This is a genomic window from Pseudomonas sp. CNPSo 3701 (assembly GCF_028674975.1).
Taxonomy (GTDB): domain Bacteria; phylum Pseudomonadota; class Gammaproteobacteria; order Pseudomonadales; family Pseudomonadaceae; genus Aquipseudomonas; species Aquipseudomonas straminea.
This window is the reverse complement of the sequence record NZ_JAQZSI010000003.1, coordinates 65875-78755: the sequence shown is the minus strand read 5'-3', so window position 1 is coordinate 78755 and position 12881 is coordinate 65875. Positions and strand designations below refer to the sequence as shown.

Below are 12881 nucleotides of genomic sequence, written 5' to 3'. Positions count from 1 at the left end.
CTTAATCGCCGATCAGAACAGGTCGCCCTCCTACATTTGGGCGCCCTGCCGTTCGGGCGGAAGGCAAAATTAGCCAATTGCCCGCCAAGCGCTGAATCAGTTCCCGTCAAAACCCGTCAAGCGGCGCCAATAACGCCTCAAGACGTCTTTTGATATCTCTTGATTTAACCTCAAAGCCCCGTCGCTCCTAGACTCGCCCCTCACTTCAGGTATGCCGCCTTGGCCACGTCAAAGGCGCCGGCAACTCCGTGCCCAGGCATGTGATTGCTGCCCTGTCTCTCCGATTTTTTGGAAAAGTGCGGTTTGGCAGATGCTCGGTAATTCGAAAATCCACCACGATGTTCAGCCTGATCAGTTGCTGCGGCTCAAGCCGCACAAACTCGGTCGGCACTATCACCGCATCCCGAATTACATCCGGGAAACGTCGGGCAAATACTCGCGCCTGGTCAGTGACTATTTCCTGCGCAACTACCGCATCAACCTCGAGTTGCAGGGCGTCGACGTGCTCGAGCATTTCAAGTGCCCGGCCGAATGCACCTATCGCAGTGCCCACGGCAAGGTCGGCTTCGCCATCGAGCGCAGCCTGCTTACCGAAGCCCTGGAGTGTTACTACGGCGGCACGTCGCTGCCGGGTGGCGAGATGCCCCCGGAAAGCTCGTCCGAGCAGCGCATGCGTGATCGCCTCGGCAGCGACGTGGTGCACCTGTTGCTGCGCGCGCTGCTCGCCGGCGAAGCCCCCGGCAAGCTCAGCCACCACGACAGCACCTATGACGAGGTGCAGTGGGAGTACCAGGCCGAGTTTCGCTACATCAGCCATATCACCGGCACCCAGGCTTCACTGTACCTGTATCTGGATGCCCAGCTGGTCGACGAACTGACGCGCCGCAACAGCCCGCCCCCGGCGCGGCTGAACGGCAATCCTGCGCAGCACATCCAGCAGTTGCCGGTGCAGCTCGATTGCGTGCTGGCACGCCTGCGCATGCCGCTGTTGCAAGTGCTCAACCTGAAGCGCGGCGACATCCTGCCGATTCGCCTGGCGGAGCGCTGCGATATCGAGATCAACCAGCAGAAGCTGTTTCGCGGCACCGTTTTCGAGGAAGACGGCGCCCTTTTCCTGACATCCCTCGAGAGCGTGCAGACCCCATGAGCGGCCCGATTTCCGACAGCGAACTGGACAACCTGATCAACGACGACCTGGCCGGCGCACCGGCAGAGAGCGGCGCTCCCGCCCGCGAGCTGGGCCAGGACCTGAGCTTCTTCGGCAAGATCCCGGTGGACGTCAGCCTCGAAGTGGCTTCCACCCGGGTATCGCTCAAGGAACTGATGGAGGTCGATACCCACAGCGTGATCGTGCTCGACAAACTGGCCGGCGAGCCACTCGACGTGAAGGTCAACGGCGCGCTGTTCGCCAAGGCCGAAGTGGTGGTGATGAACGGCAATTACGGCCTGCGCATCGTCGAGTTGTGCGGCAACGGCCTCGACGACCTGGCTCCATGACCGCATCCCGTGTCGCCTGCCTTGGCGCTCTGGCCCTGGCGCTGCTGCCTCTGAGCGTGCAGGCGGCCAACGGCGACATCACGCTCTTGAGCCTGAACGACACCGAAAACGGCCAGGACCTGAGCGTCAAGGTACAGATCCTGGTGCTGATGACGCTGCTCGGCCTGCTGCCGGCCATGCTGCTGATGATGACCTGCTTCACCCGCTTCATCATCGTGCTGGCCATCCTGCGTCAGGCCATCGGCCTGCAGCAGAGCCCGCCGAACAACGTGCTGATCGGCATCGCCCTGTGCCTGACCCTGCTGGTGATGCGCCCGGCCTGGCAGGAGCTTTACGAGAATGCCTACCAGCCCTTCGAGACCGACCAACTGACGCTGCCCGAGGCGCTGGACAGCGCCAAGGGCGTGATGGCGCGCTTCATGCTCGCGCAGACCAACAAGAATTCGCTGGTCACCATGGTCGAACTGGCCGGCGAGACCATGCCCGAAGATCCGACCACTCTGGATTTCTCGCTGATTCTCCCGGCGTTCGTGCTCAGCGAGCTGAAAACCGCGTTCCAGCTGGGGTTCATGATCTTCATCCCGTTTCTGGTCATCGATCTGGTGGTGGCCAGCGTGCTGATGGCCATGGGCATGATGATGCTCTCGCCGATGATGATCTCGCTGCCCTTCAAGCTCATGGTGTTCGTGCTGGTGGACGGCTGGACACTGATGATGGGCACCCTTGCCACCAGTGTTCAACCCTTCTAGGTTGCCGCCATGCTGACGCCCGACACCGCTGTTTCCATCGTCGCCAACGCCGTGCACATCACCGCCCTGGTGGTCTGCGTACTGGTCGTGCCGAGCCTGCTCGGCGGCCTGCTGGTGAGCATTTTCCAGGCGGCCACGCAGATCAACGAACAGATGCTGAGTTTTCTGCCGCGCCTGCTGATTACCCTGGGCATGCTGGTGTTCGCCGGCCACTGGATTCTGCGCACGCTGAGCGAGCTGTTCATCGAGAGCTTCCAGCAGGCCAGCCGTCTGGTCGGGTAGACGTACGTGCCCGCCGAAGCCTCCGCCTACCAGTTGTCGCAACTGCTGCTGACCCTGCAGGGCTACTGGGCACCCTTCTGCCGGCTGCTGGCGTTCTTTGCCGTGGCGCCGATGTTCGGCCACCGCGCCCTGCCCGTGCGCGCCCGGGTCGTGCTGGCGTTGCTGGCCAGCATCGCCCTGGCCCACAGCCTGCCGCCGCTGGACTACTTCGAGCCGCTGTCGGTGCGCGGCCTGCGAGTGGCCTTCCAGCAGCTGGCCATCGGCGCCCTGCTGGGCCTGTCGATGCAACTGGTGTTCACCGTGTTCACCCTGGTCGGTGAAATCATCTCCACCCAGATGGGCATGAGCATGGCGCGCTACAACGACCCGGTGAACGGCGTGTCGTCGTCCTCAATCGTCGCCCAGGTGTATTTCATCCTGCTGCTGTTCCTGTTCTTTTCCATCGACGGCCACCTGCTCGGCATCAGCGTGCTGTACCAGAGCTTCGTGCACTGGCCGATGGACGAACCCCTGCCCTACGCCGGCTTCATGGCCTTTGCCCAGTCGCTGAGCTGGATGATCGCCGCCGCGACCCTGTTCACCCTGCCCATGGTGTTCTGCACCATGCTCGTGCAGTTCTGCTTCGGTCTGCTCAATCGCATTTCGCCGGCGATGAACCTGTTTTCCCTGGGCTTTCCACTGTCGATCATCACCGGCCTGCTGTGCATCTACATGACGCTCGCCGACGTGCCCCAGCACTATCTGCACCTGACCCGCCGCCTGCTCGATGACCTCGGCACCCTGATGGGAGGCGGCCTGACATGAGCGACCAGAGCAGCCAGGAAAAAACCGAACAACCCACGCACCAGAAGCTCAAGAAGACCAAGGAAGAAGGCCAGGTCGCGCGCTCCAAGGACCTGTCCACCACCATCACCCTGCTGGCCACCCTGCTGACCCTCAAGTACAGCGTCGGCTGGTTCTACACCGGCCTGCAGGACAGTTTCGCGCGTACCTTCGTCAACCTGCAGCCGGGCCAGCTCGGCCAGGACGACCTCGAGCAGTTTCTGGCCCATAACCTGATGCTGTTCGTCATGCTGCTGGTGCCCCTGGGGCTGACCAGTCTGCTGGTGGTGGTGTTTTCCATGATCCCTGGCGGCTGGGTGTTCGCCAGCAAGAACTTCGCCTTCAAGGCCTCCAAGCTCAACCCGCTCAGCGGCCTGAAGCGCATGTTCTTCTCGGCGCAGAGCTGGACCGATCTGTTCAAGTCCCTCGGCAAGATCCTCGTGCTGGGCCTGCTCGCCGCCTACCTGGCGCGCGACGTGGTGACGCAACTGACGGCCCTGCAGCGCAGCGACGTGTACACCGCCATCGCCGGCGCTTTGAACCTGGCGATGAATACCGCACTGATCCTGCTGGTGGTATTCATCCTCTTCTCGCTGATCGACATTCCCTTGCAGCGCCTGCTGTTCCATCGACGCCTGCGCATGAGCAAGCAGGAGATCAAGGAAGAGCACAAGAATCAGGAAGGCCGCCCCGAGGTCAAGGCGCGCATCCGTCAGGTGCAGAAGCAGATGCTGCATCGCCAGATCAGCAAGGTGATCCACGAGGCCAACGTGGTGATCGTCAACCCGCAGCACTATGCGGTCGCCCTGCGCTATGACAGCAGCAAGGCCGAAGCACCCTACGTGATCGCCCGAGGCAACGACGACACCGCGCTGTACATCCGCGAACTGGCCCAGCGCCACGGCCTGGATCTGGTGGAGATTCCGCCCCTGGCCCGGGCCATCTACTTCACCACCCAGGTCAACCAGCAGATTCCCACGGCGCTGTACAAGGCCGTCGCCCAGGTTCTGACCTACGTGCTGCAACTCAAGGCCTGGCGCCAGGGGCGCCGTCGTCGCCCCGAGCTGCCGGGCAACCTCCCGATACCCGAAAGCCTTGCCAACAGAGGCCTGTCATGAAACCACTGCAACACGTCGCATCGACACTGAGCAACGGACGCCTCGGTATTCCCGTGGTGATCCTGTCGATCCTGGCGATGATCATCCTGCCGCTGCCGCCGTTGCTGCTGGACATCCTGTTCACCTTCAACATCGGCATCGCCGTGCTGGTGCTGATGACCAGCCTGTCGTCGCGCAGCCCGCTGGACTTCTCGCTGTTGCCCACGGTGATTCTCGTCACCACCCTGATGCGCCTGTGCATGAGCGTGGCCTCCACCCGCGTGGTGCTGCTCGATGGCCACACCGGCTCGGGCGCGGCAGGCAAGGTGATCGAAGCGTTCGGCCATGTGGTGATCGGCGGCAACTTCATCGTCGGCATGATCGTTTTCGTGATCCTCACCATCGTCAACTTCATGGTGATCACCAAAGGCGGTGAGCGGATCTCCGAAGTCACCGCGCGCTTCACCCTCGATGCCCTGCCCGGCAAGCAGATGGCCATCGATGCCGACCTCAACGCCGGCCTTGTCGACCAGGCCGAAGCCAAGAAGCGCCGCGCCGAAGTGGGCAAGGAAGCGGACTTCTACGGCGCAATGGACGGCGCCAGCAAGTTCGTGCGCGGCGACGCCATCGCCGGCATCCTGATTCTGCTGATCAACCTGTTCGGCGGTTTGGCCATCGGCGTGTTCGTGCATGGCCTGGCCGGCGGCGAAGCCTTCCGCCTATATGCCCTGCTGACCATCGGTGACGGCCTGGTGGCGCAGATTCCGGCGCTGCTGCTGTCCACGGCGGCGGCGATCATCATTACCCGGGTCAACGAGAGCGCCGAGATCACCAGCTTGGTGCGCAAGCAGATGCTCGCCTCGCCCCAGGTGCTGTACACCGTGGCGGCTATCCTGTTCATTCTGGCGCTGGTGCCGGGCATGCCCTTCGTGGCTTTCAGCAGCTTCGCCGCGCTGATGGCCTTCATCGCCTGGCACACCTCGCGCAATGCCCCGCCGATCGAAGGCGAGGTGCTGGAGCAGACTCAGGCGCTGAGCAAGGCGATGGCCAACGAGCGCGCCCAGAACCTGGCCTGGGAAGACATCCCGCTGGTCGAGCGACTGTCGGTGTCACTGGGCTACAAGCTGGTCGGCCTGGTCAACGAGGAAGGTGGCGCGCCGCTGGTCCAGCGGGTGCGTGGCGTACGCCAGACGCTCTCGGAAAGCCTCGGTTTCCTGCTGCCGGAAGTGCACATCCGCGACAGCCTGCGCCTGAAGGCCAACCAGTACCAGATTCTGGTCAACGGCGAGCGGGTGGACAGCGGCGAGCTGCATGCCGACCGCCTGATGGCGATTCCGGCACCGGAACTCTACGGTGAAGTGGACGGCATTCTCGGCACTGACCCGGCCTATCGCATGCAGGTGGTGTGGATCCAGCCGGCGGACAAGTCACGCGCCCTCAACCTGGGCTATCAGGTGATCGACTGCGCCAGCGTGATCGCCACCCACCTGAACAAGGTGATCCGCGAACACTTGCCCGACCTGTTCAAGCACGACGACGTCGAGCACCTGATGCAGCGCCTGACCGTGCAGGCCCCAAAGCTGGCCGAGAACATCAAGGCGCAGCTCAGCTACAGCCTGCAGCACCGCGTGTTCCGCCAACTGCTGCAGGAGCAGGTACCGCTGCGCGATATCGTCAGCATCGCCTCGACCCTGCTCGAATCCAGCGAGACCACCAAGGATCCGTTGCTGCTGGCCGCCGATGTGCGCTTCGCCCTGCGTCGCAGCATCGTCTCGGCCATTGCCGGTGAGCGCCAAGAACTGGCCGTGTTCGTGCTCGACAACAGCCTGGAAAACACCCTGCTCAGTGCTCTGTCCATCGCCCAGCAGGCCGGCCCGGTGAGCCTGGACAATATTCCGGTGGAGCCCAACCTGCTCAACCAGCTGCAAAACACCATGCCGGTGGTCAAGGAGCGCCTGCGCAAGGAAGGCCATCCGCCGATCCTCACCGTGATGCCGCAGCTGCGCCCGCTGCTGGCCCGTTATGCGCGGGTATTCAGCCCCGGCCTGCACGTGCTTTCGCAGAACGAGATTCCCGAGCGCGTTGGGGTGAACATCCTCGGCACCCTGGGGTGAGATATCAGGGCGGCGTGGCCGGTATACCGCGGTCGACGCGCAGGCGCTCGACGAACGCCACGTAGTCATGGCCGGGCTGCAGCAATTGCAGCCCGAGCTCCTGATGACCACTCTGCGGATTTTCCCGCACCCACAGGCAGGTGGCGTTGAGCTCCACCTGGGTCATGCTGCCGTCACCCGCGCGCATGCGCAGACTAAGGCCAAGCTGGGCACCCACCTCCACCGGCAGGTCGCAGATCAGCCGCAGACCGTCTTCGCAGACGTCACGGGCGTAACCGATGAGCTTGCCGGAGTGGCGGTCGCTGACCTTCACCCGGAACAATGAACGAAACATGATGCGGCTGTATTGACGCATGGCCCTGCCAACGTATGGGAGTCAGCCATACAGAGCGACCCGGCTGCCCCGAAACTTAAATGCCTGGGCAGAAGATGGCGGATCGTCAGGTTGGTCAGGGCGTATCGGGATAATCGAACTCGAACACCCGGGCCACTTCCGAAGCATGCCAGGAGGCGGCCGCGACGCCGTCGGGGGCCCCGTCGAAACGGCCCAGGCGGGTGACGCACTCGAAGAACCCGGTGCGTGGCAGGCGGCTGGCACCCTGGCTGATCACCAGGGCGCTGCGCAGCGGTCGGTCACTGCGCGCATCCAGTGCGGCCAGGTGTTCGAGCGCAGCGGTAAGGGTTTGCATGGCCGGCGCCGGTAGCGCGAGGCGCTCGATCAGCGCGCGGTAGGTCAATAGATGGCGCTGCCGGCGCGCATCGTCGAGCGCTGCGAGCAGCGCCTCCCAGTTCGTGCGGCTGATGCGCACGCTCATGCCTGCCAACCGGAGATGCCGAGCACCCAGGCCAGGGCACGCAGAATGGCGGCATCGGGCTGGCGCTCGCCGCTTTCGATCATGCCCAGATAATGCGGGCTGATGCCCACCGCGCGCGCCAGCTCGTCACGGCTCAGGCCCTTGCCTTCACGCAACGCGGTAAGCTCGCTCAACGGCTTGGGCGCATCGGCATCGGGCTGGCTCGGAACCACTGCAGGGCTCTTGCCGGCCGCCTGGAGCAGCGCCTGATACTCGACCCACGGCAGCACCGCGTATTCCGGCTCGCCGTCGCGCTCGATCACTTGTACGTTCATGCTTGGTTTCTCCGCAAAGCGCAGCATCCCTCTGCGTGCACCGGCTCAAAGTCTTCAGATAGCCGGATACTACCAGCCCTGCCGCCCAGCGCGCTCGCAACACGTCAGCGCCTGTTCAGGTCGCCGCGCCCTGCATGAAGAACTGCAGCAGCGACGCGCCCATGCTGGCCCGCGCTACCCGCCCCCGTCGCTCGCCATCGACCAGGCCGAACAGCAGCGAGGCGAACAGCTCGGTCAATACCGGCGCGCCGATATCGATACGGAAAATCCCCTCCTGCTGGCCGCGCAGGAAGAATTGGTCCAACGCATTGGTATACGGCAACCAGCGCGCTTCTTCGCCGCACTGATGCAGCGAGTCCGGGCGCCACTGAAACATCAGGAATACCAGCAGGTCACGATGCACCAGGTGCCCGTCCACCAGGCGTTGCAAGGCTTCTGGCACCGGCGCATGCTGCAGGTCAGCCTCGGCGATAACCTGGTTCATCACCTCTGAGCCATAGTCGAAGAGCATCTCGATCAGGTTGTCGCGGGTTCCGCAAAATCGGTTCAGGGTAGCCTTGCTGACCCCGGCCGCCTCGGCGATTTCCTTGAAGGTTCCACGGGGCTGCTCGACCATGGCCACGGCCAAGGCCTTAAGGAGTTTTTCTTCGGCGACAGGTCGTTGTGTCAATGCATTGCTCTCAAGTTTTTCTTCACGGCGCGCCATTGTGCAGCAAAAGTCTCAATATCCGTAATAACTGCCAAATCTAGTCACACAAAATGCAAATGAGACAATATTGACTCACCCGCATCTATAGCTGACCATTCGCGCCTTTCCAGAATAATTGCAACGGGCATTGCGCCCCAGGTGAAGCATGAGCAGGATTCGCGCTGGTCACGTCGTTTCGGCGATCACCCTTTCCATGGCCATCGCTCTGACCGGCTGCGACAAGGGCGAACAGGGCTGGGGCGAAGCGCCACCGCGTGAGGTGGATGTGCTCACCGTCAAGACCGAACCCTTCACCGTGGTGGCCGAACTGCCGGGCCGCATCGAGCCGGTGCGTGTAGCAGAGGTGCGTGCGCGGGTTGCCGGCATCGTACTCAAGCGCACCTTCGAGGAAGGCGCCGACGTCAAGGCCGGTGACCTGCTGTTCCAGATCGACCCCGCGCCCTTCAAGGCGGCGCTGTCACGCGCCGAGGGCGAACTGGCCCGCACCGAAGCGCAGCTGTTCCAGGCCCAGGCCACCGTCGAGCGCTATCAGCCGCTGGTGAAGATCAACGCAGTCAGCCAGCAAGACTTCGACGTGGCCCGCGCCACCCTGCGTAGCGCTCAGGCCGACAAACGCTCGGCCCAGGCCAATGTGGAAACCGCCAAGCTGGATCTGGGTTACGCTCAGGTCCGCGCGCCCATCGCCGGGCGCATCGGCCGTGCCCAGGTGACCGAAGGCGCGCTGGTCGGCCAGGGCGAAACTACTCTGCTCGCCCGCATTCAGCAGCTCGACCCGGTGTATGCGGACTTCAGCCAGCCGGCAGCCGATGCCCTGCGCCTGCGCGCCGCCATAGCCGATGGCAAGGTTTCCGGCGAGGGTGACAAGGCGCTGTCGCTGCGCGTCGATGGCACCGATATCGAGAGCAAGGGCACCCTGCTGTTCACCGATATTTCGGTAGACCGCAGCACCGGGCAGATCGCCCTGCGCGGGCGCTTTGACAACCCCCAGGGCGTGTTGCTGCCGGGTATGTACGTGCGGGTGCGCACACCCCAAGGGCTCGACCAGGACGCCATCCTGGTACCGCAGCGCGCCGTGCAGCGCTCTGCCGATGGCAAGGCCAGCGTGATGTTTCTCGGCGCCGACAACAGCGTGGAAGCGCGGCCGGTCGCCACCGGTGCCATGCAGGGCGCCCGCTGGCAGATTACCGAAGGCCTCAAGGCCGGCGACAAGGTCATCGTCAGCTCACTGGGCGCGATCCAGCCAGGTGCCAAGGTGGTGCCCCGTGAACAAGGCGCGCCAGCGCCAGACACGCCCGCCAACCCTTCACAGGCGCAGTAAGCCGGAGCCCATGACATGATGTCTCTGTTCTTTATCCGGCGCCCGAACTTCGCCTGGGTGGTCGCGCTGTTCATCACCATGGCCGGCCTTTTGGCTATCCCCTTTCTGCCGGTTGCGCAGTACCCCAACGTGGCGCCGCCACAGATAACCGTGACCGCAACCTACCCGGGTGCTTCGGCCCAGGTGCTGACCGACTCGGTCACCAGTGTGATCGAGGAAGAGCTCAACGGCGCCAAGAATCTGCTGTACTTCGAGTCCACCAGCAACGCCAACGGCATCGCCGAAATCACCGTGACCTTCCAACCGGGCACGGACCCGGAACTGGCTCAGGTCGATGTGCAGAACCGCCTGAAGAAGGCCGAAGCACGCATGCCCCAGGCTGTGCTGACCCTGGGCATTCAGACCGAACAGGCCACCGCTGGCTTTCTGCTGATCTACGCCCTGAGCTACAAGGATGGCGGCGCCAACGACGACACCACGGCGCTGGCCGACTACGCGGCGCGCAATATCAACAACGAGATCCGCCGTGTACAGGGCGTCGGCAAGCTGCAGTTCTTCGCCTCCGAAGCGGCCATGCGTGTGTGGATCGACCCGCAGAAGCTGGTCGGTTATGGCCTGTCCATCGATGACGTCAACAACGCCATCCGTGCCCAGAACGTACAGGTGCCGGCCGGCGCCTTTGGCAGCACGCCGGGCAGCGCCGAGCAGGAGTTGACCGCGACCCTGGCGGTCAAGGGCACCCTGGACAATCCCGAGGAATTCGCCGCCATCGTGTTGCGCGCCAATCAGGATGGCTCGCGCCTGACCCTGGGCGATGTCGCGCGTATCGAGGTCGGCAGCCAGGATTACAACTTCGGCTCACGCCAGGACGGCAAGCCGGCCGTGGCCGCTGCCGTGCAACTGGCCCCTGGCGCCAACGCCATCCAGACCGCAGAGGCGGTCAAGCAGCGCCTCACCGAGCTGTCCGCCGGTTTCCCGGAAAATGTGCAGTTCTCGGTGCCCTACGACACATCGCGCTTCGTCGATGTGGCCATCGACAAGGTCATCATGACTCTGGTCGAGGCCATGGTGCTGGTGTTCCTGGTGATGTTCCTGTTCCTGCAGAACGTGCGCTACACGCTGATTCCGTCGATCGTGGTGCCGGTGTGTCTGCTCGGCACATTGACCTTCATGTACCTCCTGGGCTTCTCGGTGAACATGATGACCATGTTCGGCATGGTGCTGGCCATCGGCATCCTGGTCGACGACGCCATCGTGGTGGTGGAGAACGTCGAGCGGATCATGGCCGAAGAAGGCCTGGAACCGGTGCCGGCGACCATCAAGGCGATGGGCCAGGTGTCCGGAGCGATCCTGGGCATTACCCTGGTGCTGTCGGCGGTGTTTCTGCCACTGGCGTTCATGGCAGGCTCGGTGGGGGTGATCTACCAGCAGTTCTCGCTGTCGCTGGCGGTATCGATCCTGTTCTCGGGTTTCCTGGCGCTGACCTTCACGCCGGCGCTGTGCGCCACCATTCTCAAGCCGATCCCCCAGGGGCATCACGAGAAAACCGGTTTCTTCGGCTGGTTCAACCGCAAGTTCACCGGACTGACCGGGCGTTACACCAAGCTCAACGGCAAACTGGTGCCGCGTGCCGGGCGCTTCATGTTCATCTATCTGGGCATCGTGGTGCTGATGGGTTTCTTCTACCTGCGCCTGCCGGAATCCTTCGTGCCGGTCGAAGACCAGGGCTACATGATCGTCGACATCCAGCTGCCGCCCGGTGCGACGCGCGAGCGCACCTCGGCCGCCGGCAAGCAACTGGAGGAGTTCCTCGCTTCCCGTGAAGCCGTGGCGACCTCGTTCCTGGTACTGGGCTTCAGTTTCTCGGGCATGGGCGAGAACGCCGCGCTGGCATTCCCATTGCTCAAGGACTGGTCCGAGCGCAGCGCCGAGCAATCGGTGCAAGCCGAGACCACAGCGGTCAACGGCCGCTTCGCCAATCTCGATGACGGCGCCATGATGGCCGTGCCACCACCACCGATCGAAGGCCTGGGCAACTCCGGCGGCTTCTCGCTGCGCCTGCAGGACCGCGGTGGCCTGGGTCGAGACGCCTTACTGGCAGCCCGCGACCAGGTGCTTGGCAAGATCAACGGCAATCCGCTGTTCCTCTACGGAATGATGGAGGGCCTGGCCGAAGCGCCGCAGCTGCGCCTGGTGATCGACCGTGAGCAGGCACGCGCCCAGGGCGTGAGCTTCGAGTCGATCAGCAATGCCCTGTCCACCGCCTTCGGCTCCTCGGTGATCAACGACTTCGCCAACGCCGGGCGCCAGCAGCGTGTGGTGGTACAGGCCGAGCAGGCTGCACGAATGACCCCGGAGAGCGTGCTCAAGCTGCACGTGCCCAATGACAGCGGCAATCTGGTCCCGCTCAGCGCCTTCGTGACGACCCAGTGGGAGCAGGGCCCGGTGCAGGTCGCCCGCTACAACGGCTATCCGTCGATCCGTATCTCCGGCGACGCCGCTCCTGGCGTCAGCACCGGCGAAGCCATGGCCGAACTGGAGAGTATCGCCGCCGACTTGCCGGAAGGTATCGGCTACGAATGGACTGGCCTCTCCTACCAGGAGAGGGTCGCCAGTGGCCAGGCGGTGATGCTCTTCGCCCTGGCCATCGTGGTGGTGTTCCTGCTGCTCGTCGCCCTGTACGAGAGCTGGGCGATTCCGCTGGCGGTGATGCTCATCGTACCGGTCGGCGCCCTCGGTGCGGTGCTCGCGGTGACCGCCATCGGCCTGCCCAACGACGTTTACTTCAAGGTCGGCCTGATCACCGTGATCGGCCTGGCGGCAAAGAATGCCATCCTGATCGTCGAGTTCGCCAAGGACCTCTGGGAAGACGGTTACTCGCTGCGCGATGCCGCCATCGAAGCCGCTCGCCTGCGCTTCAGGCCGATCATCATGACCTCCATGGCCTTCATGCTCGGCGTGGTGCCGCTGGTGATCGCCACCGGCGCAGGCGCCGCCAGCCAGCGCGCCATCGGCACCGGCGTGCTGGGCGGTATGTTCAGTGCGACCTTGCTGGGGGTGATCTTCGTGCCGATCTTCTTCGCCTGGGTACTGTCGCTGCTGCGCAGCAAACCGCAGCAAACCGACAACCATCCCCTGCACAAGGCGGAGTAAGGCGGTTGCCT

At 63.8% G+C, this 12881-nt stretch carries 13 protein-coding genes; 9 read left to right on the top strand and 4 right to left on the bottom strand.

Features of this window, described 5'->3' with window-relative positions; genetic code table 11:
- Positions 1-310: 310 nt before the first annotated feature.
- The 7 genes from PVA39_RS09480 to PVA39_RS09450 are packed head-to-tail and all read left to right on the top strand — an operon-like array spanning position 311 to position 6561.
- Positions 311-1147 carry a FliM/FliN family flagellar motor switch protein gene (locus tag PVA39_RS09480; RefSeq protein WP_274123869.1) on the top strand — a complete coding sequence of 279 codons (837 nt, stop codon included), beginning with the start codon at positions 311-313 and terminating at the stop codon, positions 1145-1147.
- On the top strand, positions 1144-1497 hold the full coding sequence (gene fliN, locus PVA39_RS09475) for a flagellar motor switch protein FliN (RefSeq protein WP_013792135.1): 354 nt from the start codon (positions 1144-1146) through the stop codon (positions 1495-1497). The genes PVA39_RS09480 and fliN overlap by 4 nt, the downstream gene beginning before the upstream one ends.
- Positions 1494-2246, top strand: a complete 753-nt coding sequence (fliP, locus tag PVA39_RS09470) for a flagellar type III secretion system pore protein FliP (RefSeq protein WP_274123868.1) — start codon at positions 1494-1496, stop codon at positions 2244-2246. Before fliN ends, fliP begins: the two co-directional genes overlap by 4 nt.
- Before the next feature lie 9 nt (positions 2247-2255).
- Complete coding sequence (locus PVA39_RS09465; protein ID WP_013792137.1) at positions 2256-2528, top strand: flagellar biosynthetic protein FliQ; 273 nt, start codon at positions 2256-2258, stop codon at positions 2526-2528.
- A 6-nt stretch (positions 2529-2534) separates the two neighbouring features.
- Complete coding sequence (fliR, locus tag PVA39_RS09460; RefSeq protein WP_274123867.1) at positions 2535-3332, top strand: flagellar biosynthetic protein FliR; 798 nt, start codon at positions 2535-2537, stop codon at positions 3330-3332.
- The gene (gene flhB, locus PVA39_RS09455) at positions 3329-4468 is read left to right on the top strand and encodes a flagellar type III secretion system protein FlhB (RefSeq protein WP_274123866.1); all 1140 of its coding nucleotides are present in this window, start codon (positions 3329-3331) and stop codon (positions 4466-4468) included. Before fliR ends, flhB begins: the two co-directional genes overlap by 4 nt.
- Positions 4465-6561 (top strand): flagellar biosynthesis protein FlhA, encoded by a 2097-nt coding sequence (locus PVA39_RS09450; protein ID WP_274123865.1) that lies wholly within the window; start codon positions 4465-4467, stop codon positions 6559-6561. Before flhB ends, PVA39_RS09450 begins: the two co-directional genes overlap by 4 nt.
- A gap of 4 nt (positions 6562-6565) precedes the next feature.
- On the opposite strand, the gene PVA39_RS09445 is transcribed toward PVA39_RS09450, so the two are convergent.
- The 4 genes from PVA39_RS09445 to PVA39_RS09430 form a co-directional block, all read right to left on the bottom strand.
- On the bottom strand, positions 6566-6895 hold the full coding sequence (locus tag PVA39_RS09445; RefSeq protein ID WP_337993281.1) for a PilZ domain-containing protein: 330 nt from the start codon (positions 6893-6895) through the stop codon (positions 6566-6568).
- Positions 6896-7010: 115 nt separating this feature from the next.
- A complete protein-coding gene (locus PVA39_RS09440; protein ID WP_274123864.1) occupies positions 7011-7376 on the bottom strand; it encodes a hypothetical protein in 366 nt (121 codons plus the stop codon).
- Positions 7373-7690: a helix-turn-helix domain-containing protein gene (locus PVA39_RS09435; RefSeq protein ID WP_274123863.1), complete on the bottom strand. Its 318-nt coding sequence runs from the start codon at positions 7688-7690 to the stop codon at positions 7373-7375. The genes PVA39_RS09440 and PVA39_RS09435 overlap by 4 nt, the downstream gene beginning before the upstream one ends.
- A 115-nt stretch (positions 7691-7805) precedes the next feature.
- Positions 7806-8396, bottom strand: coding sequence for a TetR/AcrR family transcriptional regulator (locus PVA39_RS09430; protein ID WP_093502033.1), 591 nt, complete (start codon positions 8394-8396; stop codon positions 7806-7808).
- 148 nt (positions 8397-8544) lie between these two features.
- On the opposite strand from PVA39_RS09430, the gene PVA39_RS09425 reads away from it, so the two are divergent.
- Positions 8545-9717 (top strand): efflux RND transporter periplasmic adaptor subunit, encoded by a 1173-nt coding sequence (locus PVA39_RS09425; RefSeq protein ID WP_274123862.1) that lies wholly within the window; start codon positions 8545-8547, stop codon positions 9715-9717.
- An 18-nt stretch (positions 9718-9735) separates the two neighbouring features.
- Entirely contained in the window at positions 9736-12870 is a 3135-nt protein-coding gene (locus PVA39_RS09420; protein WP_274124275.1) for an efflux RND transporter permease subunit, read from the top strand.
- The last annotated feature ends 11 nt before the right edge of the window (positions 12871-12881 follow it).

Excerpts from the sequence above, each read along its gene's own strand:
- PVA39_RS09480 (WP_274123869.1), top strand. The coding sequence starts at position 311 with ATGCTCGGTAATTCGAAAATCCACCACGATGTTCAGCCTGATCAGTTG.
- fliN (WP_013792135.1), top strand. The coding sequence starts at position 1,144 with ATGAGCGGCCCGATTTCCGACAGCGAACTGGACAACCTGATCAACGAC.
- fliP (WP_274123868.1), top strand. The coding sequence starts at position 1,494 with ATGACCGCATCCCGTGTCGCCTGCCTTGGCGCTCTGGCCCTGGCGCTG.
- PVA39_RS09465 (WP_013792137.1), top strand. The coding sequence starts at position 2,256 with ATGCTGACGCCCGACACCGCTGTTTCCATCGTCGCCAACGCCGTGCAC.
- flhB (WP_274123866.1), top strand. The coding sequence starts at position 3,329 with ATGAGCGACCAGAGCAGCCAGGAAAAAACCGAACAACCCACGCACCAG.
- PVA39_RS09450 (WP_274123865.1), top strand. The coding sequence starts at position 4,465 with ATGAAACCACTGCAACACGTCGCATCGACACTGAGCAACGGACGCCTC.
- PVA39_RS09445 (WP_337993281.1), bottom strand. The coding sequence starts at position 6,895 with ATGTTTCGTTCATTGTTCCGGGTGAAGGTCAGCGACCGCCACTCCGGC.
- PVA39_RS09440 (WP_274123864.1), bottom strand. The coding sequence starts at position 7,376 with ATGAGCGTGCGCATCAGCCGCACGAACTGGGAGGCGCTGCTCGCAGCG.
- PVA39_RS09435 (WP_274123863.1), bottom strand. The coding sequence starts at position 7,690 with ATGAACGTACAAGTGATCGAGCGCGACGGCGAGCCGGAATACGCGGTG.
- PVA39_RS09430 (WP_093502033.1), bottom strand. The coding sequence starts at position 8,396 with ATGGCGCGCCGTGAAGAAAAACTTGAGAGCAATGCATTGACACAACGA.
- PVA39_RS09425 (WP_274123862.1), top strand. The coding sequence starts at position 8,545 with ATGAGCAGGATTCGCGCTGGTCACGTCGTTTCGGCGATCACCCTTTCC.
- PVA39_RS09420 (WP_274124275.1), top strand. The coding sequence starts at position 9,736 with ATGTCTCTGTTCTTTATCCGGCGCCCGAACTTCGCCTGGGTGGTCGCG.